The organism is Pelomonas aquatica (genome assembly GCF_026712205.1).
GTDB lineage: Bacteria > Pseudomonadota > Gammaproteobacteria > Burkholderiales > Burkholderiaceae_C > Pelomonas > Pelomonas aquatica.
Map to the genome: position 1 here is coordinate 160,046 of NZ_JAPPUW010000003.1, position 20,483 is coordinate 180,528.

General features: G+C 68.1%; 24 protein-coding genes and 1 pseudogene. 14 read left to right on the plus strand and 11 right to left on the minus strand.

The window, feature by feature from the left end:
• Window positions 1–32: 32 nt before the first annotated feature.
• Complete coding sequence (locus tag NYP07_RS04495) at window positions 33–956, minus strand: ABC transporter ATP-binding protein (RefSeq protein WP_268147885.1); 924 nt, start codon at window positions 954–956, stop codon at window positions 33–35.
• Between the two features lie 62 nt (window positions 957–1,018).
• Here NYP07_RS04495 and NYP07_RS04500 point away from each other — a divergent pair, with 62 nt between their 5' ends.
• The 5 genes from NYP07_RS04500 to NYP07_RS04520 all read left to right on the plus strand — a co-directional run bounded on the left by NYP07_RS04500 (window position 1,019) and on the right by NYP07_RS04520 (window position 4,035).
• Window positions 1,019–1,684 (plus strand): TetR/AcrR family transcriptional regulator, encoded by a 666-nt coding sequence (locus tag NYP07_RS04500; RefSeq protein WP_268147887.1) that lies wholly within the window; start codon window positions 1,019–1,021, stop codon window positions 1,682–1,684.
• On the plus strand, window positions 1,684–2,457 hold the full coding sequence (locus NYP07_RS04505) for a tetratricopeptide repeat protein (RefSeq protein WP_268147888.1): 774 nt from the start codon (window positions 1,684–1,686) through the stop codon (window positions 2,455–2,457). Before NYP07_RS04500 ends, NYP07_RS04505 begins: the two co-directional genes overlap by 1 nt.
• A 220-nt stretch (window positions 2,458–2,677) precedes the next feature.
• A complete protein-coding gene (locus NYP07_RS04510) occupies window positions 2,678–3,019 on the plus strand; it encodes a hypothetical protein (protein ID WP_268147890.1) in 342 nt (113 codons plus the stop codon).
• Between the two features lie 208 nt (window positions 3,020–3,227).
• Window positions 3,228–3,554 carry a hypothetical protein gene (locus NYP07_RS04515; RefSeq protein ID WP_268147892.1) on the plus strand — a complete coding sequence of 109 codons (327 nt, stop codon included), beginning with the start codon at window positions 3,228–3,230 and terminating at the stop codon, window positions 3,552–3,554.
• A 121-nt stretch (window positions 3,555–3,675) separates the two neighbouring features.
• Entirely contained in the window at window positions 3,676–4,035 is a 360-nt protein-coding gene (locus NYP07_RS04520; RefSeq protein WP_268147894.1) for a hypothetical protein, read from the plus strand.
• A gap of 3 nt (window positions 4,036–4,038) precedes the next feature.
• Here the strand turns inward: NYP07_RS04520 and NYP07_RS04525 are convergent, their stop codons facing one another.
• Window positions 4,039–5,469, minus strand: a complete 1,431-nt coding sequence (locus tag NYP07_RS04525) for a wax ester/triacylglycerol synthase family O-acyltransferase (RefSeq protein WP_268148068.1) — start codon at window positions 5,467–5,469, stop codon at window positions 4,039–4,041.
• A 122-nt stretch (window positions 5,470–5,591) separates the two neighbouring features.
• On the opposite strand from NYP07_RS04525, the gene NYP07_RS04530 reads away from it, so the two are divergent.
• Entirely contained in the window at window positions 5,592–5,843 is a 252-nt protein-coding gene (locus NYP07_RS04530; protein ID WP_268147896.1) for an acyl-CoA-binding protein, read from the plus strand.
• Window positions 5,844–5,912: 69 nt separating this feature from the next.
• Here NYP07_RS04530 and NYP07_RS04535 read toward each other — a convergent pair whose 3' ends face one another.
• A complete protein-coding gene (locus NYP07_RS04535; RefSeq protein WP_268147897.1) occupies window positions 5,913–6,239 on the minus strand; it encodes a polyhydroxyalkanoic acid system family protein in 327 nt (108 codons plus the stop codon).
• A gap of 113 nt (window positions 6,240–6,352) precedes the next feature.
• Here NYP07_RS04535 and NYP07_RS04540 point away from each other — a divergent pair, with 113 nt between their 5' ends.
• The 3 genes and pseudogenes from NYP07_RS04540 (at window position 6,353) to NYP07_RS04550 (ending at window position 8,222) form a co-directional block, all read left to right on the plus strand.
• Window positions 6,353–7,120 (plus strand): tetratricopeptide repeat protein, encoded by a 768-nt coding sequence (locus NYP07_RS04540; protein ID WP_268147899.1) that lies wholly within the window; start codon window positions 6,353–6,355, stop codon window positions 7,118–7,120.
• A gap of 682 nt (window positions 7,121–7,802) precedes the next feature.
• A pseudogene (locus NYP07_RS24100) lies at window positions 7,803–7,952 on the plus strand (hypothetical protein); the annotation flags it as partial.
• 54 nt (window positions 7,953–8,006) lie between these two features.
• Window positions 8,007–8,222, plus strand: coding sequence for a hypothetical protein (locus NYP07_RS04550; RefSeq protein ID WP_268147902.1), 216 nt, complete (start codon window positions 8,007–8,009; stop codon window positions 8,220–8,222).
• A 407-nt stretch (window positions 8,223–8,629) separates the two neighbouring features.
• On the opposite strand, the gene NYP07_RS04555 is transcribed toward NYP07_RS04550, so the two are convergent.
• A complete protein-coding gene (locus tag NYP07_RS04555; RefSeq protein ID WP_268147903.1) occupies window positions 8,630–9,097 on the minus strand; it encodes a hypothetical protein in 468 nt (155 codons plus the stop codon).
• 242 nt (window positions 9,098–9,339) lie between these two features.
• On the opposite strand from NYP07_RS04555, the gene NYP07_RS04565 reads away from it, so the two are divergent.
• The 3 genes from NYP07_RS04565 to NYP07_RS04575 all read left to right on the plus strand — a co-directional run bounded on the left by NYP07_RS04565 (window position 9,340) and on the right by NYP07_RS04575 (window position 12,043).
• Window positions 9,340–9,642, plus strand: a complete 303-nt coding sequence (locus NYP07_RS04565) for a transposase (protein WP_268147904.1) — start codon at window positions 9,340–9,342, stop codon at window positions 9,640–9,642.
• Entirely contained in the window at window positions 9,639–10,430 is a 792-nt protein-coding gene (locus NYP07_RS04570) for an IS3 family transposase (protein ID WP_268147905.1), read from the plus strand. Before NYP07_RS04565 ends, NYP07_RS04570 begins: the two co-directional genes overlap by 4 nt.
• 482 nt (window positions 10,431–10,912) lie before the next feature.
• A complete protein-coding gene (locus NYP07_RS04575) occupies window positions 10,913–12,043 on the plus strand; it encodes an IS1595 family transposase (protein WP_268147906.1) in 1,131 nt (376 codons plus the stop codon).
• Here NYP07_RS04575 and NYP07_RS04580 read toward each other — a convergent pair.
• The gene (locus NYP07_RS04580) at window positions 12,033–12,587 is read right to left on the minus strand and encodes a hypothetical protein (protein ID WP_268147907.1); all 555 of its coding nucleotides are present in this window, start codon (window positions 12,585–12,587) and stop codon (window positions 12,033–12,035) included. The two genes, NYP07_RS04575 and NYP07_RS04580, sit on opposite strands and share 11 nt — an antisense overlap.
• Before the next feature lie 161 nt (window positions 12,588–12,748).
• Between NYP07_RS04580 and NYP07_RS04585 the strand changes: the two genes are divergently transcribed.
• A complete protein-coding gene (locus NYP07_RS04585; RefSeq protein WP_268148070.1) occupies window positions 12,749–13,678 on the plus strand; it encodes an aldo/keto reductase in 930 nt (309 codons plus the stop codon).
• 10 nt (window positions 13,679–13,688) lie between these two features.
• On the opposite strand, the gene NYP07_RS04590 is transcribed toward NYP07_RS04585, so the two are convergent.
• The 5 genes from NYP07_RS04590 to NYP07_RS04610 all read right to left on the minus strand — a co-directional run bounded on the left by NYP07_RS04590 (window position 13,689) and on the right by NYP07_RS04610 (window position 18,986).
• The gene (locus NYP07_RS04590) at window positions 13,689–14,228 is read right to left on the minus strand and encodes a GNAT family N-acetyltransferase (protein WP_268147908.1); all 540 of its coding nucleotides are present in this window, start codon (window positions 14,226–14,228) and stop codon (window positions 13,689–13,691) included.
• Window positions 14,194–15,252 carry an aminopeptidase gene (locus NYP07_RS04595; protein ID WP_268147909.1) on the minus strand — a complete coding sequence of 353 codons (1,059 nt, stop codon included), beginning with the start codon at window positions 15,250–15,252 and terminating at the stop codon, window positions 14,194–14,196. Before NYP07_RS04595 ends, NYP07_RS04590 begins: the two co-directional genes overlap by 35 nt.
• A complete protein-coding gene (locus tag NYP07_RS04600) occupies window positions 15,249–17,279 on the minus strand; it encodes a molybdopterin-containing oxidoreductase family protein (protein WP_268147910.1) in 2,031 nt (676 codons plus the stop codon). The genes NYP07_RS04595 and NYP07_RS04600 overlap by 4 nt, the downstream gene beginning before the upstream one ends.
• 61 nt (window positions 17,280–17,340) lie before the next feature.
• Window positions 17,341–18,240 (minus strand): alpha/beta fold hydrolase, encoded by a 900-nt coding sequence (locus NYP07_RS04605; protein ID WP_268147911.1) that lies wholly within the window; start codon window positions 18,238–18,240, stop codon window positions 17,341–17,343.
• Window positions 18,241–18,251: 11 nt separating this feature from the next.
• On the minus strand, window positions 18,252–18,986 hold the full coding sequence (locus NYP07_RS04610) for an SDR family oxidoreductase (RefSeq protein ID WP_268147912.1): 735 nt from the start codon (window positions 18,984–18,986) through the stop codon (window positions 18,252–18,254).
• Between the two features lie 110 nt (window positions 18,987–19,096).
• On the opposite strand from NYP07_RS04610, the gene NYP07_RS04615 reads away from it, so the two are divergent.
• On the plus strand, window positions 19,097–20,011 hold the full coding sequence (locus tag NYP07_RS04615) for a LysR family transcriptional regulator (protein ID WP_268147913.1): 915 nt from the start codon (window positions 19,097–19,099) through the stop codon (window positions 20,009–20,011).
• A gap of 1 nt (window position 20,012) precedes the next feature.
• Here NYP07_RS04615 and NYP07_RS04620 read toward each other — a convergent pair whose 3' ends face one another.
• Window positions 20,013–20,462: a carboxymuconolactone decarboxylase family protein gene (locus NYP07_RS04620; RefSeq protein ID WP_268147914.1), complete on the minus strand. Its 450-nt coding sequence runs from the start codon at window positions 20,460–20,462 to the stop codon at window positions 20,013–20,015.
• Window positions 20,463–20,483 lie beyond the last annotated feature (21 nt).

A 20,483-nucleotide genomic window follows, 5' to 3' on the forward strand; every position in this document is an offset into this window, starting at 1 on the left:
GGAATGAGCCCCTTCGGGCGGCCGTGCGGGGCTCATGCCGCGGCTCCATTCATGATTTCCAGGAACACGTCCTCGAGGTCGGCGCGGCCGATCTCGAGGTCTTCGACCGGACAGCCGACCTTCCTCAGCTCGGCCAGCGTCGACTCCACCTCCGCGGCGTCATGCGCCGTGACCTGCACGATGCGGCCCGTCACGCGGGCACGCGCGGCAATGTCGGCCGGCAGCGGCGCATCGGTCTTGAAGCGCAGCATCGTCGAGTGCGTTCCGGCCAGCAGCTGAGAGGTGCGGTCCAGCGCGACGATGCGGCCGGCCTTCAGCATGCCGATGCGCTGGCACAGGGCCTCGGCCTCTTCGAGGTAATGCGTCGTCAGCAGCACCGTGTGGCCCTCCTTGTTCAGGCGGGCGATGAACTGCCACAGCGTCTGGCGCAGCTCCACGTCGACCCCGGCCGTCGGCTCGTCCAGCACGATGACCGGCGGGCGGTGCACCAGGGCCTGGGCCACCAGCACGCGGCGCTTCATGCCGCCGGAAAGCTGGCGCATGTTCGCGTTGGCCTTGTCGGCCAGGCCGAGGTGGTGCAGCAGCTCGTCGATCCAGTCGTCGTTGCCGTGCACGCCGAAATAGCCGCTCTGGATGCGCAGCGACTCGCGCACGCTGAAGAAGGGGTCGAAGACCAGCTCCTGCGGCACGACGCCCAGGGCCCTGCGCGCCGCGGCGTAGTCGTCGACGACGTCGTGGCCCATCACGCGCACCCGGCCTTCGGTGGCCTTGGCCAGGCCGGCCAGCACGCTGATCAGCGTGGTCTTGCCGGCACCGTTGGGACCGAGCAGGCCGAAGAATTCGCCGCAGGGGATGTCGAAGCTGACGCCCCCAAGGGCCTTGACCTGCCCTCCCCGATAGGTTTTCTTGACGTTCTCGAAGGAGATGGCGGGTGGCGATGAGGTCGGGCTCGGCATAAGCGCGCGATTCTAAAAGTCGCCCCTCCCTGCGCGCTGATCGCTGCCAGAATCTCCCGCGCATGCCTACGCCCAAACGCCCCCGCCGCACCGCCGAGCGCATCCTGGAGGTCACGCTGGATCTGTTCAACGCCTTCGGCGAGCCGAATGTGTCGACGACGCTGATCTCGGCCGAGCTGAAGATCAGCCCGGGCAACCTCTACTACCACTACCCGGCCAAGGACGAGCTGGTCAATGCCCTCTTTGGCCGCTACGAGGCCGAGCTGGGCGAGCTGCTGGCCGCGGCCGACAGCGTCCGCAATGTCGAGGACGCCTGGCTGTTCTTCCACATGCTGTTCGAGCTGATCTGGAAGCACCGCTTCCTCTACCGCGACCTGAACGACCTGCTGTTCAAGAACCGCCGGCTGGAGACCCATTTCCAGGCCCTGCTCGCCGCCAAGGAGCAGGCCATGCGCCAGGTGCTGTCGGGCCTGCACCTGGGCGGCGCGCTGAAGATGGAGCTGCGCGAGGCCGCGCCGACGGCCAACGCAATGGTCGTCGTCGTCAGCTACTGGCTGAGCTATGAATACGTGCGCGACCCGCGCCATGCGCTGGAGCCGGACCGCGCCGGCAGCGCGCTGATGCGCGGCGCCTTCCACACGCTGAGCCTGCTGCTACCCTATCTTGAGCCAGCATCGCGGGACCACCTCTTCAAGCTCGCCGGCAATTACCAACAAGGAGACAAGTGATGGCCAAGTGGAGCGCCTTCCCCTACGACAACAGCGCCTTCGTCTACACGCCGGCCACGCTGAAGAAGCACTGGGCCCGGCTGCACGCCGGCGACGCCGAGCCCTTCCCCAAGGACGCCGCCGTCCAGCAGGCCTGGGTCCATTTCCACGCCGGTGACTTCCAGGCCGCCCACGACGCCGGCCTGGCCGCGGGCGGCGCCGGCATCACGGTCGCCAACAAGGCCCAGGCCATCTACGCCAACTACCTCGAGAAGAAGGAGAAGCTGAAGCTGGAGATGTTCCTGGAGATCGCCGAGCGCGCCGAAGCCCGGCAGGCCGAGGAGCCCTCGGACGCCAACGCCTGGTACTGGCAGGCCTATGCGCTGGGCCGCTACGGCCAGGGCATCAGCGTGGCCAAGGCGCTGGCCCAGGGCCTGGGCAGCAAGGTCAAGAACGCGCTGGAGACGACGATCAAGCTCGCACCCAAGCATGCCGATGCCCACATCGCGCTGGGCGCCTTCCATGCCGAGGTCATCGACAAGGTCGGCAAGCTGCTGGGCAAGACCCAAGGCGCCGACACGGCCACCGGGCTGAAGATGTTCGAGCAGGCCCTGAAGCTCAACCCGGCCAGCGCCATCGCGATGATCGAGCGCGCCAACGGCCTCGTCATGCTGGAGGGCGACAAGCGCATGCAGGAGGCCGAGAAGCTCTACGCCGACGCGGCCGCCTGCGAGGCCATGGACGCGATGGAGCTGCTGGACATCGAGCTGGCGCGCGAGGAGCTGGAAGACTGAACAAGGACCGAGGACAGGGCCTGCGTCCTGTCCGACGCCTTGTGAAGGCCTTGCCGCATGCAGGCGGCAAGGCATGAGGTGCGAAACCGGTGGAAACCCGGAAGCCCTCGGCCATCCGTGATGGATGTCACGGCGCCGTCACCCGTGCTTCCGGGGATGCATGCCGGCACGCTGCGGCGTAAGCTGCGTCCCGTCGTCACCCCCTGAACGAGACCGCGCCATGAAGTTCCTGATCCCCGCCCTCGCTGCTTTCACGGCCTTCGCCGCCCAGGCCGCCAACAACGCGACGCCCGAGCAGGCCGAGCTGCGCGCCGAATGCGCGAAGAGCTACACCGACACGAGCAGCGTCGCCACGCCGGTCGCCGCCAACGAATACCAGTTCGTCTACGCCAACGGCAAGTACAAGGGCGAGGCCCGGCCGGGCAAGCTGCTGGCCTGCACCGAGCAGCAGTACGCCGCCTACCTGGACAAGGCCGACCCGGCCAAGGTGATGGCCGCCTACCCGACCGCCGCCGGCCGCCCGGCCGCCCCCAAGAAGAAGGCCGAGCCCTTCCGCCTCTGATCGGCCGACGGCTCCGCAAGCAGGGCGCTCCACGGAGCGCCTTTTGTTTGTCCGTCGCGCACGAAGGAAGTCCACAGAACTACCTAGCCGCCGGCCCGCAAGCCGTGGCGGCACGCGGGCCAGCCGCCTAATGTTTCCGCACCGGCGCCTTGACGCCGGAGCAGCGCCCGGCTCCGGGCGCTGCGGCAGTCACGCAAAGGGGGTTCCCATGAAGATCCGACTTCTGCTTTTCTCCGCCCTCGCCTTCACCTGCGGCCAGGCCCTGGCCCAACAGCCCGCCGCACCGGCGGCAAACGGCCAGCAGGGCAATGGCCGCCCGCCCTGCACGGCCTCGCACGACGCACCGGCCGCCACCGGCTGCGCCATGCCCGCCGACCCCGGCAAGATGATGGCGGATGAGCCCACGGCCGCCGGCCCGCGGACCGCGATGCCGACCCGCCAGCAGGTGGTCGCCGAGATCGACCGCGCCCGCCGTGCCGGCGAGATGGACTTCGCCGCCGCGGAGGTCAGCCTGGATTCGCCGCGCCACCGCTGAAGCCGCCCGGCCACTCCGCCGCAGGGGCGCGTCGAGCGCCTTTGCCTCCCGTCGCGCACGTGCATTTGCGGTTCGCCAGGCGTAATCTCACGCTCACCACCTTGCTGTATGGAGGTCAGCCATGAGAGCCGTCGCATTCGCATTTGCCGCTCTGCTTCCCATGCTGCCCGCCTCGGCCGCCGACACCCCCGCCGAGCGCGCCCAGGCCGAACTGCGCGAGGGCTGCGCGCAGAGCTATGCCAGCTACGTCGCCTACTACCCCGAAGGCAGCCAGGCGCCGGCCTTCAGCGGCGAGCGCTCCAAGGGCGACAACCGCTACTACAACGACGCCAAGCCCTGCAACGAGGCGCAGTACGCCGCCTATCTGCAGAAGGCCGACCTGGGCACCGTCGCGATGGCCTACCCCACGGCCGCAGGCAATCCCAAGGGCGGCAAGGCCAAGAAGCCCGCGGCCGGCGCATCGGCGCCCGCCAGGCCCTAGCCGTCAGCCCGCGTCGCGCTCCCAGGGCATCATCAGCGCCAGCAGCAGCAGCTTCTCGAACTCGGGCGCGAAGTTGGCGGTGATGGCCTCGGGGTCGGGGCACAGGCCGGTGTCGGTGATGAGGCCGAACTGCACGCGGCCGGCATAGGTCAGGATGCTTAGCCCCAAGCCGATGTCGCCGGACTGCGGCACCCAGAACATCAGCTTCTCGACCGTCGAGCCGCAGAACTTCAGCGCCTGGGCCGGGCCGGGCACATTGGTCATCACGGCCGTCGCCTTCTTCGCGAAGATGTTCAGCATCGCATGCTGCACCGGCTTGATGAGCAGGCCAGCCACCGACAGCAGCCCGAAGGCCATCACCGGCTGGAAGCTGCCCTTGAGCTCGTTCATGCGCGCGCGCACCGCGAACAGCCGCTCGACCGGGTTGGCGATGCCGATGGGCAGCACCAGCGGCACGAGGCCGAAGCGGTTGCCGAGCTGCCAGGCCTGCTCCAGCGGGCGCAGGTTCACCGGCACCATCGCGCGGATCTCCTTGCCCGCCGTGTCCTCGCCCTTGTCCGCCAGGTAGCGGCCGATGGCGCCGGCCGCGCAGGCCAGCAGCACGTCGTTGATCGACGCGCCCAGCGCCTTGCCGACGGCCTTGACCTCGGCAAGCAGAAGGCCGTCGTCCCAGGCCACGGTCTTCTTCGCGCCGGGCTTGCCCTTCAGCCGCGTGGGCGAGTCGTCCGGCATCAGCGCGAAGGCCGCCACGTCGGACACGGCCTGGTAGCCCAGGCGGGCCATCTCCAGCGACGAATCCATCGGCAAAGTCATTGGGTTGGTGCCGCTCATCACCGCGTCCACGCCCCTGGACATGCCCTTGCCCGTCAGCCCGATGGCCTTGACCGTCATGTTCGTCATCGGCCGCAGGAAGGCGTCCAGCAGCCAGTCCGCGTCGTGATGCGCCTCGGCCGGCGCGGGCTCGCGGCTGGGCGGCGCCTTGCCGCCATCGGTGATGGACAGCATCACCGCGATCAGCGCGATGCCGTCGGCGATGCAGTGGTGGATGCGGGCGATCAGCGCGCTGCTGCCGTCGCCCATGTCCTCGATGAGCTGGAACTGCCACAGCGGATGCGCCGGGTCCAGCGGCTGCGAGCACAGCTCGCCGACGCGCTCGCGCAGCACCTCGTCGCGGCCCTGGCCGCGCAGCGGCAGCGGCGCCTCGGCGACAACGTGGCGGGCGATGTCGAAGTCCCGGTCCGCCACCCACTGCGCGCCGACCAGCGAGTCCTCGACCACCTTCTGCCGAAAGCGCGGGTACTTCAGCAGCCGCTCGGCCACGCGCTCGCGCAGCGCCGCCAACGTGATGCCGGGGCGGATGGACCAGACGCCGACGATCATCATCAAGTTGGCCTCGGTGTCCATGCGCAGCCAGGCGGTATCCACCTTGGACATGCGTTCGCTGATCTGGCCCAAATCGGTCTCCTCGGAAGCGTCGTTCTTGCGGCCTAAACTCGTGGGCCTCGTTCGATCGATTGTCACCAAGTCGAACCCCTCGAATCAGCCTGGAGAACCCCGTGAGCCTGAAAGACCAATTCGAAGCCGCCGTCGCCGATTCGAAGAACCTGCCCGAGCGGCCCGACAACATGACGCTGCTGAAGATCTACGCCCTCTACAAGCAGGGCAGCGCCGGCGACGTCGACGGCAAGCGCCCCGGCTTCACCGACATGGTCGGCCGCGCCAAGTGGGATGCCTGGAACGAGCTCAAGGGCACGAGCAACGACGACGCGATGCAGCAGTACGTCGACCTGATCGAATCGCTGAAATAGTCGACCCCTCGCCCGCGGGCCGGCTTGGGAGCGGCCCGGCGCGCGGCCCGCGGTTTCAGGCAACCGGCCTCAGGCCGGTTTCTTTTTGGCCGGCGCCTTCTTCCTGCCGGCCGCCAGCAGCGTGTCGAGTTCCTTCTGGATCTCGCCCTCGATGCTCGCCTTGAACGCGCCGAGCAGGAAGCCCAGCTGGGCCACCAGCTCGAAGCGGTCGGCCGTGACGGTCAGCTCGCCCTTCACGCCAGAACGCGTGAACTCCACGGTGTCCTCGTCCTTGCCCTCGATCACCGTGCACTCCATGTCGAACCTCTGCTCGACATGCTCGGCCCAGGTCCAGGCAATTTCGCGGGCCTTCTTGAGCCCCAGGTCATGGTCTCGGTGGATGTGGATTTCGGCCACGGCGGCTCTCCTTGCTGTCGTGCGGCGCACTCTACGCGAGAAGCCCGTTTGCCCGCATACTTCGGCGCCGCAGAGCAGGGCCAGCCAAGCCCGCCGCCGCCCAGGGAGGAACCATGCGCCTTGTCGACCCGGACCCGCACAGCCTCGACCCGCTCGACGAGGGGCTGGCCCACTTCCGTGCGCCCGAGCCCGACCATGAGCAGGCCGTCTACTGGTTCCGCGTGTCGGCGGACTCGGGCAACACCGAGGGCCTGGCCATGATGGGCCTGTGCCAGCTCGAAGGCCTGGGCCTGCCGCGCGACCCCGTGCAGGCGCGCACGCGCCTGGAGCGCGCGTCCGCCGAAGGCAGCCTGACGGCCAAGTTCCACCTCGGCCGCATGCTCGTCGGCGGCTGGGGCGGCGACCCCGACGCGCCGCGCGGCGTGACCCTCTACACCGCCGCCGCCGCCCTCGGCCATGCCGACGCCACCTTCAACCTCGCCGGCTGCCTGGACGCCGGCTGGGGCTGCCAGCCCGACCGCCTCGCCGCCAAGGCCCTGTTCATGCGCGCGCGCAACCTCGGCAGCCGGATGAAGGCGCCGGGCCTGCGCATCCGCGAGCGCGAGCTGGACGCGGTGCGCGAGCTGGCGCGGCGCCTGGAGAGCGGCAGCGACCTGCCCCACCTCATCGAGGAACGCCAGCACGAGATCACGCTGATGCACGACCTCGCCCGCCACCCCGCCCGCAAGCCGCGCCTGAGCCGCCAGCAGCGCCGCCGGTTGCTGCGTCTGGCCAGCATCACCGCCATCGTCGCCGGCCTCGCCGCGGCCCTGGCCGGCCTGTTCGGCTGGCGCAGCAGCGGGCCGCTGGCGCATGATGCCGGCCCGAGCTCCATCGCATAACCCCAGCCTCATGGTCCGCCCCCTTCCGCTATTAGGTAGCAGGCGCCCCTAGAGCGCCTGTGCCCTGGCTCCTAACCTGGAGCCATGACTCAACCGACCGATTCTCTCCCTGGCGTTGAAGCCGACAGCAAGCCAAGCCGGCAAAAATCTAGCGCGGCCGCAGGCCATCGCATCACTTCATTGATCGGAGAGCTTCGTCAGCGCTCCCGGTATTCGGAAGCAGCGTCCAACGCACTGGCCTTCATGGAGCTCGTGGCGACCCACGGCAGCCTGCCCGAATCGCTTCAATCTTTCCGCCAGGCCTTGAATGCCGCGTTGTCACCCCGCCTGGGTGTGCGGCAACGTGCGGACCGGATCCGCAGCGCCGCGTCGCTGCTGGTTGGCCGCCCAAGGCGTGAAACCTGGGCTGTGGCTGTCGGGCTTCTCTTGCGCGAATACGCGGCGAGTCTGGATGCCCGGCCCGAGGAGCGCATGGAACTCATCCAGCTCTACTTCCGCGAGATGGACCAGGCACCGCTGGCCATCAATGCGGCGATTCCTCGCCTCGCCGTGCCGCCCAAGCAGTCCGTGCCGACCTTGGACGGGCTGACCGAGCTGATCGACGCCCAAGTTCAGGCCTTGTGCATGAGCGCATTGCACGAGGCTGCTGACCACGCACCAGTCGGCATCGGCCATCGTCATCCTGGACGAACTCGACAAGGCACACGACCATCAGCGCGATGGTGTCGGCATCCAGTCCTACCTGCTCGGGCTGGTGGAGCCGGAGACGGCAACGCGGCATCACGATGTCTTCCTGAAGACGGGATGCGACTTCTCCGGAGTTCTGTGGCTGGCAACGGCCAACAGGCTGAGCGACATTGCGCCGGCGCTGCGGACGCGCTTTAGGGTGCTGATGCTGCAGCAACCCAGTCCTGACCACCTTGAGGTGATCGCCCGGAACGCCATCGCCGACGTAGCGGACCGCTGGGGCGTCGAGCGGCAGGTGCTGCCGGACCTGGGAGATCTGGATCTGCCGCTGGATCGGCTGGGCAGCGCGAGACAAGTGCGGCTGGCGACCGAAGGGGCGATCACGCGGTGGGCGCGAGAGTTACAGCGGCATTGAGAGCGGTCGCGCGATGTCTCGGGATCTCTCAAGGCGACCAGCGCTTTAAGGAAGCTGGCTATGAAGAAAAGAGGAGCACTTGATGCGTGGGAATAGATGTCCAAATCGAAAAGGCGTGGCTGGCGCAACGCCGGGCCGATCAGCCGCTTCGAAACCAAGATCAACAAGTGGCGGCATGCACCGCTTCCACCGGGCTTCGAGCCGGTGCGCCTTGGGCAGCGGCTGTACTTTGTCGGCGAGCCGGGCAGGGTAACGGTACAGGAGTTTCCGAGGGTTTCAGTCAGCGGCCGTCTGTATTCCTGTCAAGTCAGGCGGATGACTTTGACGCTCGCGCGTTTTTGGCCGAGGACTCGGGGTAGTCAGCAATAGTGCGGACGCAGGTCAATTCAACTAGGTGGAGGCCGACCCTAAAAACTTCCAATGCGGTTCTTCTCGACCATCCGTGGATTTGACAGGCGATAACTGCATTCCTTGTCGAAGTGACTTCGAGTGAAGTATCTCCCGCCGGCGAAGGCAATCTTCCAGCCAGTCCAAGCATCGCGGTCACCTTTGATCTCGAGCGTCCCCACGTTGGCGTGGTTGGCAAGCTGGCGCAGTCCGTGCCACAGCGCCCAATCGTTCTCAAAGGTCTGCCCCAGGTGATTTAGCAGCTTGACCTCCTTCTCGAAGGACATGCCGCTGAAGAGCACCGCGAATTTAAGGCGCGCCCGCGTACCTTGAACGAAGAACTCTGAATCGGTATAGCTGACGGTCTGCCAGAGCGCGCGTGAAGCCTTTTGCGAGAAGCCCTCGCCGGGATCCAAGTGCTTGACCTCGATGCCGAAGTAGTCGTCGCGAAAGCCCAGGGCAATCAAATGCTGCTTGGGGTATGCCAAAAAGTCGACCTGATTAGTAATGTGCCTCAGCCCCGCCCCGAATCTCGCTGATGCGATGCGGCGAACAGCGTGCCGTGTCGACGATCAGCCGTGCGACGAGGCTGCGCAGATCGAAGCGGCGGTTGAAGCGGTAGGCGAAGGCGGCGAGGTAGGTGTCGGCATGCTGGGCCCAGCCCAGCGTGAACTGGCCCCCGAAAAACGGACGCCACGAGGTCTGCTATTTTTGACCTTGTGGAGGTCTTATGAAGACAGGACCCAATCGGAAGTACACGGCCGAGTTTCGGGCCGCGGCGGTGAGCCAGGTGCTCGAGGGTGGACGGTCGATGGCGGCCGTCGCGCGCTCGCTGGAGATGTCGAGCAAGTCGCTGGCGAACTGGATCTACAAGGCTCGCAGGGGCGAGCCTGCAGTCAAGCGTGAGCCGACACGGCCGGTGTCGGAGCTGGAGGCCGAGGTGAGCCGGCTGCGGCAAGAGAACGCGAAGCTGAAGATGGAAAAGGAAGTGCTAAAAAAAGCGGCAGCGTACTTTGCGCGCGAGTCGCTGTGAAGTACGCGTGGATCGAAGCGAACCGGTCCCGGTTTCCGACGGTGATGATGTGCGAGTTGCTGTCGGTGTCGCGCAGCGGGCTGGACGCCGCGCGCAAGCGGCTGCCGTCGAAGCGGGCGATCGATGACGCGATGCTTCTCAATCAAATTCGACAGGCCCAACGGCATCATCGCGGGCGGTATGGCCGGCGGCGGATGACGGCGGAGATCAGCGCAGCGCGGGGTCGCCCGGTCAATCACAAGCGCATTGCACGCGTGATGCGCGAGCACGGACTGCAAAGCCACAGGCGGCGCGCTTTCCGCGTGGTCACGACGGATTCCAAGCACGACCACCCGGTGGCGCCGAACGTGCTCGAGCGCGACTTCAAGGCCACGGCGCCGAACCAGAAGTGGCTGGCCGACATCACCTACGTGCCCACCGACGAGGGCTGGCTGTATCTGGCGCTGGTGCTCGACCTGTTCGCGCGCGAGCTCGTGGGCTGGGCGATGAGCGAGACGATGCCCCAGGAACTGACGCTGTGCGCGCTGGACGTTGCGCTCGGCCTGCGCGATCCGCAAGGGGCGCTCATCCATCACTCCGATCGCGGGTCGCAGTACGCGGCCAAGGACTACCGGGCCAAGCTCAAGGCAAGGGGCATCCAGGTGTCGATGAGCCGCAAGGGCGACTGCTGGGACAACGCCCCCATGGAGTCCGTCAACGGCACGCTGAAGGTCGAATGCGTGAACCGCGTGCGGATGACTTCAGCGTCAGTGCGTGGCTTCCGCCCCCGCCGCTCTCCGCCCCCTTGATGGCTGTCTTCGCTGCTCACGCCGCCGGTGCTCTCCGTGCCGAGCCTGAGGCGGCGGCTGATTCATGAAATTTGAATTTCTTGAATCATAGGCAGCTTTCCAAAAACCACCTTGTACTTTGGGCTGAAGGGGGACGCGTGCGCCGATTTTTGAGAGGAGCCCGGCGCGCCTCCCCCGAAAACTCGTCAGCCCGATCGGGCTGTGCAACAGCAGTTCAGTACAGGGGGCCGTCAATGACCTAGCAGCGCAAGCCTGAGGATTTCAGCGCACGCAAAAAGCACGAAGCCAGCAGCCCTTTGCAGAGGGGTGCTGGCTTCACTGGTGTGCAACCTGCCGGACGGGTAGGCGCAATCAGTATGTGCCACGGACTATGAGCTGTCAAGGCTCAGGGGGCTGCTCATCCTCAGCCGCCCCAGAACCCGGTGCGCTTCGTAGCGACCTCTCAACCGGTCGCTCCGCATCACTCGCACCAAGGGGTTCGGATGGCACAGCATTTTCTACTTTCGGCCGAGTGCCGAAACTTCTCCAGGCGACAACTCGAAAGCCTCAGTGATGAGCAGCACATTGCGCTGCTGGCGCGCTTGCGATGGGGCAGCGAAACCTGCCAAGTCTGCCCAGCATGTGGCCATATCGCCAAGCACTACTGGCGCACCAACCGTCAGCAGTGGCGCTGCAGAAGTTGTGAGCGCGACTTCAGCGTGACCTCGGGGACTGCGTTCCACGGCCACAAGCTATCAATCCGGGACATCCTCACCGCCCTCTACACGTTTATCAACAGCGCCAAAAGCGTTTCGGCAACGGAGCTGGCGCGGGAGCTGGGCTGCCAGTGGAAGACCGCGTGGCTGCTGACGCAGAAGCTGCGGGAGGCCATTCTCAAGAGCAACCGCTACACGCCAGTCGAGGACATTGCGCAGATGGACGGCGGCTACTTTTGCGGCAAGCGTCGCTCGCCCAACAGGCATGGGCAGCAGCGCGACGAGCGCGCCATCGCCGACAAGATCGAGGCATCGCGTTCTATGCGGAACAAGCGTCGGCTCCAACTGTCCGCCGGCGGTCGCGCCAATGCCAAGCGGAAGAAGAAACGACGGTGCGTCTGCGTTCTGCGTGAGGTCTCTCCCACCAGGGGCGAAGGCGCCCGCCGGACGCTCGTCTACATCGCGCGCAACGAGAATCAGGTAGACATGACCCAGTTCGCCACGTTGTATGCCGCGCAAGGTACCGTCATGATGACCGACGAGAGCAGCGCGTTCGCCGAGCTGCCACGATGGTTCGACCATTGCACGGTCGTGCATTCGCAGGAGTGGGTCAAAGCTGACGGTACGAACGACAACCAGGCCGAGTCGTACTTCTCCCGCCTGCGCCGAGCAGAGTACGGGGTCTTCCATGGCTTCCGGCCGATGTACCTCATCGACTACGCGAGCGAGTTTGCCTGGCGGGAAGACAACCGCGGTCGCACCATGCGCGAGCTCTTCGATGAGCTGCTACGCCTAGTGCTCAAGAACGGCCATTCGACCTGGTTCGCCAAGTACTACCAGGGCAACCGGCGCAGGGAGGAAATCATGGGGCCCGCCGATGGTAGGCGCTTCGCCCGGAAAGTCGCCGTCATGCAATAGGTCGTCCGGTCGGCCCCTTCGGGTGGCTCACGGGGCCAAACGTGCTTTCCCAAGGGATAGTTGGCGAGCTCGCGGACACCGGGTGACCTGCGGGCTGCCCGGTCGTCGGCCCCTTTGCGACGCCCGCATCCCGCCAGAGCCCCTCGGTATTGCTGTAAGGGGCGTGCAGCCGTGCGGCCCTGCCTTCTTTGACGAGGACCTTCAGGCGGTGTCGCACTCGATAGCGGATGTCCGCATACTCCTCTGCGTTGGGATGCAGATCGCAGCTCATGCACACTGCGGAGACGACGGCATACGTCGTCATCGCATGGGGCCGTGCTTGCGCCAGGGCGGCCAGAATGGCCCTGGTCATGGTTCCATGTTCAGTCAGGCGGGGAGAAAGCTGTACCCGTGTCGAGCCGAGCTTGGTGGTGTCGATCAGGATTTCGTGCAACCCGATCGTCTGGTCCAGGGCGGCGAGATCCCGCTGCAGCGCAGCGATCTCCGCGTCGTGTTGCTGCTGAAGCTTCTCATGCGCCGCTTGGCGTTGCTCGCGGCGTTTCATGGCCACGTTGAGAAGTCCGGCGACGGCGCGGCGGCGTTTGACGAGCCAGGCCAGAGAGGGGGGATGCGTGAAGACATGGGACGAAGGGTATGGAGCCCTTCGCCCATCATCTAGGGGCGTCTGCTACCTAATAGCGCCCCCTTCCCCTCCACGCCCACCTCATCGACGTCGGCCCCCTCGTCTACGGCTGCATGGCCCTGGGCGGCGACTGGGGCGACAGCCCCATCTCCGAGGCCGACATCGCCCAGGCCCACGCGGCCGTCGAGGCGGCGCTGGACATCGGCATCAAGCTCTTCGACCACGCCGACATCTACCGCCGCGGCAAGGCCGAGGCCGTGTTCGGCGAACTGCTCAAGCGCGACGCCGGCCTGCGCGGCCGGATCAGGCTGCAGAGCAAATGCGGCATCCGCTTCGCCGATGACGCCAACGTGGGTCGTTATGACCTCAGCGCCACCCACATCGAACGCAGCGTCGACGGCATCCTGAAGCGCCTCTCGGTCGAACGCCTCGACATCCTGCTGCTGCACCGCCCCGACGCGCTGATGGAGCCCGCCGAGATCGCTCACGCCTTCGGCCGGCTGAAGGCCGCGGGCAAGGTGGGCCATCTGGGTGTGTCCAATATGCATGCCGGCCAGATGCGCTGGCTGCAGACGGCCTTGAACGAACCCCTGGTCGTGAACCAGCTGGAGCTGAGCCTGGCCAAGCTGGACGCCATCGACGTCGGCACCACCTTCAACGACCCGCAGGCCGCCACGCGCCCCGGCGGCATCGCCTGGGCCGGCACGCTGGAATATGCGCAGCAGCACGGCGTGCAGCTGCAGGCCTGGGGCGCGCTGGCGCAGGGCCGCTTCAACGACCCGGCCGCGTCGGCCGCGGCCCAGGCCGTGCACGAGATCGCCGAGGCCCACCGCACGACGGCCAACGCCGTGCTGCTGGCCTGGCTGCTGAGGCATCCGGCGGGCATCCAGCCGGTCATCGGCAGCGGCAATGCGGAGCGGATTCGCGCCTGCGGCGATGCGGTGAGGATTCAGCTGAGCCGGGACGAGTGGTATCGGCTGTATGTGGCGGCGCGGGGGCAGGCCTTGCCGTGAATACGAATCCTCAGTCGCCTGCACCCCGCACCATCGGCTGCCTCGGATGCAGCCTCGCCATCGCCAGCACATCCTCGTAGACGCCGTTGCGCAGCCCATAGGCCTTGAGCCGCCCTTCGGGGGCGAAGCCGTGGCGCTCGTAGAGACGGATCGCGCGCTGGTTGTCGTGATAGACGGTCAGCTCGATGCGCAGGATCTGCGCCCAGTTGTCGGCGTAGTCGATCAGCGCGGCCATCAGCGCGTTGCCGACGCCCTGGCCCTGGCTGGCCTTGGCGACCGTGATGCCCAGCGACATCGCGTGGCGGCGGCGCACCGCCGGGCCGACGGGGTGCAGGCCGGCCAGGCCGACGGCCTTGTCGTCCAGCACGGCGGCCAGCACCATCTCGTTGGAACCGGCCGCGGGCGGGTTCATGCCGGCGATGCGTTGGGCCCAGAGCTCCTCGCTCGGGTAGGGCAGTTGCAGCGTGCCGCCGAACACATCGGGGTCGGCGAACTGCTCGGCAATCGCGGCGGCGTCAGCGGGTTTGACGCGACGAAGAACCAGACTCATGGGGGCCTCCTTGGCCCCGCAAGTTAGCACGGCGCTCCTCGCGCGACAGCGGCTTCAGCCGCTCGACGGCCGCGTGGAACTTCACCCAGTCCCGCCCCTCGCGCTCGAACAGCCTGATGAAGGCCGGCACCAGTTCGTCGTAGGCCGACAGGATGGCGAAGCTGGCGTTGTTGGCGCGCTGGAACCAGGCCTCGTAGCCGGGCGCCTCGTCCGGTGCGCGGGCGCGCAGCTCGGCCGTGACGGCGGCCTTGCCTTCAGCGCGCTGCGCGGCGGGGCCGGCGTAGACGGCGGCCAGGCGTTCGCGGCCCTGCCGGGCCAGTGCGAGGAAGCGCTCGCGCCGGGCGCGGCCATCCTCGAAGGCGGCCAGCGCCTCGGGCTTGGCCGCCAGCCATTCGCGCGCGCCGAGCAGCTCGACCGCGCTGGCATAGGCCTCGTTGAAGCCGGTGTCGTCGGCCACGTAGACGCGCTGGTGGGCCAGTTCGTGGAAGAGCATGGCCGCCAGCTCGCCCTCGGGGTAGCGGATGAAGGTGTTCAGCAGCGGGTCGCCGCCGAGGACGCGGCTCCAGCCCAGGCTGGAATAGGCGGGGATGGCCTGCACCTGCACCTCCCAGCCCTCGGCCTGCAGCGCATCGGCATGGGCCTGGGCCTCGTCGCGGCTGAACCAGCCCTGGTAGCCGGCGCATCCCATGACGGGGTAGCACCAGGTCTTCAGCTCGAAGCCGAACTCCGGCGCCGCGACGACGTTCCAGACCGCGGCCGGCCGATGCAGGTCGGCATAGCGGCGGTAGCTGTTGTTGTCGGGCAGCGCGAGGCGGCGGGTGGCGAAGTCGCGCATCTGCTGCGACAGCCGCAGGCGCTCGGCGAGGTCGGGCGCCGTGGCCGGGTCGGCCAGCCAGTCGTCCACCGGCCTGGCGGCACGCATCAGCGCCAGATGACCACCGGCGGCCTGGCTCCAGTGGCTGACGGCGCTGCAGCCACTCAGCGAAAGCGCCGCGACGGCGACGAGCAGCGCCCGGCGGATCAAGCGGGTTCCACCTCGACCAGGCAGTCGTAGAAGGCCGGCGCATTGCCCATGTCCGTCAGGCGCTGGTGGGTCACCTCGTTGACGTTGCTGCCCTGCACGCCGAGCTTACGCCACCACACGCCCAGGCCGTTGACGACGCCGGGCCGCGCGCGCGGGCTGACCTTGAGCTTGGCGACGTAGCGGCCGCGGTCGTTGAAGGCGGCCACCAGCGCGCCGTCGGCCAGGCTGCGCGCGGCGGCGTCGTCGGCGTGCATCTCGATGACCGGCTCGCCTTCGATGTCGCGCAGGCTTTTCACGTTGACGAAGCTGCTGTTCAGGAAGTTGCGCGCCGGCGGCGAGATCATGGCCAGCGGGTAGCGAGCGGCCAGCTCGGGTGCGCTGGCGGCGCTCTCGTAGTTGGGCACGAAGTCCGCACCGGCCGCCTGGGCGCGACCGTTGGGCGTGCGGAAGCCGCCGTTGGCGAACGGCGCCTCGGCCACGGGCAGGGGCTGCCAGCCCTGGCTGCGCAGCAACGCCAGGTCGATGTCGGCCGTGAAGGCCTGGGCGGCCAGCTCCTCGTCGGTCTCGCGCAGGGCCGGGTCGGTCAGGCCCAGGGCCGCGGCCAGCTCGCGGAAGATCTGCGTGTTGGTCTTGGCCTCGCCCAGCGGCGCGATGGCCGGCTGGTTCATCAGCACGTCGGTGTGGCCGTAGCTGGTGTGCACGTCCAGGTGCTCCAGCTGCGTCGTGGCCGGCAGCACATAGTCGGCGAGGTCGGCCGTGTCGGTCATGAAGTGTTCGAGCACGACGGTGAACAGGTCTTCGCGCTGGAAGCCCTTGACCACCTTGGGCGACTCCGGCGCCACGGCCACCGGGTTGCTGTTGTAGACGACCAGGGCCTCGATGCGCGGCCCGAACTCGGGCGAGGCCTCGGCCAGCAGCGCGTCGCCGATGGTGCTCATGTTGACCGTGCGTGGCTGCCGGCCGGCGAGCAGGTCGGGCCGCTCCAGCGCCGGGTTCTTGTAGGGCGCGAACCAGCCCGAGGCCGACAGCAGCACGCCGCCGCTCGGGTGGCGCCAGGCGCCGGTCAGGCAGGGCAGCAGCGCGATCAGCCGCACCGCATTGCCGCCGCCGCGCACGCGCTGCAGGCCGTAGTTCATGCGGATGGCGGCGGGCGCCGCCAGGACATCCCTGTCCGCGTAGTCGCGGGCCAGGCCGCGCACCTCGTCGGCCGTGATGCCGCAGGTCGCGGCGACGCGCTCCGGCGGCCAGGCCAGGGCCTTGTCGCGCAGTTCGTCCCAGCCGTCGACATGGCGCTGGATGTAGTCGTGGTCCAGCCAGTCGTGGGCGATCAGCTCGTGCATCAGGCCCAGGGCCAGCGCGCCGTCGGTGCCGGGCAGCAGCGCGATGTGCTGGTGGCATTTGTCGGCGGTCTCGGTCCTGCGCGGGTCGATGCAGATGAGCTTGGCGCCGTCGCGCTTGGCCTGGTTGGCATAGGTCCAGAAATGCAGATTGGACGTGATGCTGTTGCTGCCCCAGATGACGATGAACTTGGCACCGGCGAAGTGGCGCGTGTGCATGCCCAGCTTGTGGCCATAGGTGGCGGCCAGCCCGGCGCCGCCGGCCGAGGCGCAGATGGTGCGGTCCAGGCGTGCGGCGCCCAGCGCGTTCCAAAGCCGCCCGGCCATGGCCTCGCCCTGGATCAGGCCCATGGTGCCGGCATAACTGTAGGGCTGGATGGTCTGCGGGTCGCGGGCGGCGATGGCCTTGAGCCGGGCCGCGATGTCGGCGAGGGCCTCGGCCCAGCTGACCTGCACGAAGCGCGGCGCCTCGGTCTTCTTGCTGACGCGCTTGAGCGGGTGCAGCAGGCGCTCGGCGTGGTAGGTTCGCTCGGGGTAGCGCGAGACCTTGGTGCATAGCGCGCCGTGGGTGCTGGGGTGCTCGGCGCGGCCCTGCACCTTGACGACGCGTTCGTTCTCGACGGTGACCTGCAGCGCGCAGGTGTCGGGGCAGTCGTGGGGGCAGGCGCCAAAGACGGTGCGGGTGGACATGGCGGTCAGGCAATCGCAGAGCTGGGACAACGCCGCGATTGTCGCCACTCCGGGTGACCGCTCAGCGGCGGTTCAGGAAGTCCACCAGACGCGGAATGGTTTGCGCCGGAGCCTCCTCCATCAGCCAATGGCCCGAGCCCTTGACGACGACACCTTCGACCTTGCCGTCCACCAGCCGGGCCTGCTCGATCAGGAAGTTGCCCGAGGCCTTCTCACCGGTCAGCACCAGCATGGGCTGCTTCAGCGGCGTCCTAGCAAAGCCGGCGAAGTCGGCCGCATCCTGCTCGAAGGCCTTGAAGTAGCCGAAGCCCGCCTTCATGCCGCCCGGCTGGGCATAGGCCGCCGTGTAGAACTGCCGGTCGGCCTCGGACAGCGAGTGCGTGCGGTCGGCGGCGAAGTCGTTCCAGAAGTGCTCGAAGTAGATGCGCTCCCGGCCTTGCACCAGCTGCAGTGCGGTCTGGCCGTGGAAGTGGAAGTGCCACAGGTCGCGCAGCAGCCAGACGCTCTTCCAGTCGCCCACGCCAGGCAGGAAGGCGTCCATCAGCACGATTCTCTCGACCTCGTCCGGGTACTGTGCCGCGTAGGCATAGGCCACCATCAGGCCGATGTCGTGGCCGACGATCTTGACCTTGCGGTGGCCCAGGCCCTTGACCAACGCGTGCACGTCCTGGGCCAGCGTCTTCTTGTCGTAGACGCCGTCCGGCTTCGCGGAGCCGCCGGCGCCGCGCAGGTCGGGCGCGATGACGACGCGGCGGTCGGCGAGCTGGTCCATCAGCGGCAGCCACATGTGGCTGGTCTCGGCGTAGCCGTGCAGCAGCACGACGGGCGTGTCACTGCCGGCGCCGGCCTGCAGGTAATGCAGCTGCACGCCGTTGGCGGTGGCGCTGTGGTCTTCAATCGTGGCCGCCTGCACGCCGACGGCGAGCAGCAGCGCGGCCAGGGCGGAGATGAGTCGCTTCATGGTCGTGCTCCTCAAAGTTGACTCATGCCGCCGTCGACGATGATTTCCGTGCCGACGATGAAGGCCGATTCCGGCGCGCTGAGGTGCAGCACGGTGGAGGCGATCTCCTCGGGCGTGCCAAAGCGGCCCAGCGGGATCTGGCCCTGGATCTGCGTGGCGACCTGCTTCAGCGTGTCGGCATCGAAGCCCAGCTTGCCGTAAAGCGGCGTGGTCACCGGGCCGGGGCTGACGACGTTGACGCGCGCGCCCTGCGGCAGCAGTTCGGCCGACAACGTCTTGGCCAGCGAGATCAGCGCGGCCTTGCTGGCGGCATAGATGGCCGAGTTGGGCATGCCGATGCGCGCGTTGATGGAGCCGTTCAGCACGATGGACGCGCCCTGGGCCAGCACCGGGCGCAGCGCCTGGATCAGGAAGAAGGCACCGCGGGCATTGGTGCCGAAGGTGCGGTCCCAGAGATCTTCGGTCGCATCGGTCAGCGAGGCGAACTCGGCGATGCCGGCGTTGACGAACACGGCGTCGAGCTTGCGGCCGGCGGCAGCCAGGTGGGCGCCCAGCGCGCGGGCGCCGATCACGTCGGCCGCGTCCAGCGGCACCAGTTCGAAGCCGTCGTCGGCCTCGACCTTGCGGCCCGGGCGGGCCGTGACGATGACGTGGGCGCCCTCGGCGGCGAAGGCGCGGGCCGTGGCCAGGCCGATGCCGGAGGTGCCACCGGTGACGAGGACGGTCTTGTTTGCGAAGCGGGACATGATGGTTTCCTTGCTGGGGATGCGGCGGGTGTGCCGTGGACTCGATACTCGGATCGCGCATCCCTTTTGACGTCCGGCCCCGTTGGCCGACTCGTGCAAGGCTTTCGAACATGCTCAGCGACGACGAGATCCAGTTGATGGAAGCCATCCTCGACAGCGGCAGCCTCTCGCGCGCCGCGGCCAGCCTGGGCAAGGCACCGTCCACCGTGTCGTACACGCTGCGCCAGATCGAGGGCCGCTTCGACGCCCTGCTCTTCGACCGCCGCCGCTACCGGCTGCAGCTCACACCCGCCGGCGCGCTGCTGGTGCGCGAGGCGACAAGGCTGCGCGACGACATGCAGCGCCTCACGCGCCGCGTCACGCAGGTGGCCAAGGGCTGGGAGGACCGGCTGTGGATCGTCACCGACGAGATCATCGAGTTCGACTCGCTGCTGCCCCTCATCCAGGACTTCGACAAGCTGGACTCGGGCGTGAGCCTGCGCGTCACGCACGAGGTGCTGGGCGGCACCTGGGAGGCCCTGGCCGAGGGCCGCGGCGACCTCGTCATCGGCGCGACCAACGAGCCGCCGGCCGGCCTGGGCGTGCAGTGGCGCGAGCTGGGCGAGATGCGCTGGGTCTATGCCGTCGCGCCGCGCCACCCGCTGGCCAAGGCCAAGGGGTCGCTGACGGCCGAGCAGATGCGGGCCCACCGCGCCGTCGTCGTGGCCGACACCTCGCGACGCGGCGATGGCCGTGCCTATGGCCACGGCGCCGGCCAGGCCCGGCTGGCCGTGCCCAGCATGGCCGCCAAGATCGCCGCCCAGCGCGCTGGCCTGGGCGTGGGTTGGCTGCCCGAGGTGCGCGTGGCCTCGCTGCTCCTGCGCGGCGAACTGGTTGCCAAGGCGGTGGCCGTGCCGCGCGAGCCCAACACGCTCTATGTCGGATGGCGGGCCGGCGACGGCCGGGCCCTGGCCTGGTGGCTGGAGCGGTTGGCCGAGCCGCGACTGTGCGCGCGGCTCGTCGACGGCGTGGACCGCTACGCCTGAATCATTGCTCCACCGGCAGCGCCTTGCGGAAGCCGATGGCGAAGCGGTTCCAGGCGTTGATGGTCGTGATGGCCAGCGTCAGGTTCACCAGCTCGGCGTCGCTGAACTCGCTGCGGGCGAGGTCGTAGTCGGCGTCCGGCGCATGGCCTTGGGTCACCAGGGTCAGCGCCTCGGTCCAGGCCAGCGCGGCCTGCTCGCGGCGGCTGAACAGCCCGGTCTCGCGCCAGGCCGGCAGCACATGAAGGCGCCGCTCGCTCTCGCCGGCCTTGCGCGCGTCGCGGGCATGCATGTCCAGGCAGAAGGCGCAGCCGTTGATCTGCGAGGCGCGCATCTTCACCAGCTCCAGCAGGCTGTGCTCCAGGCCCAGGTTGTTGACGGCGGCGGACATGGACAGCATGGCCTTCATGGCGGCGGGAGAGGCGGCGTGGTAGTCGATGCGGGGCGTGCTCATAGGATGCGTGCGGACAGAAGG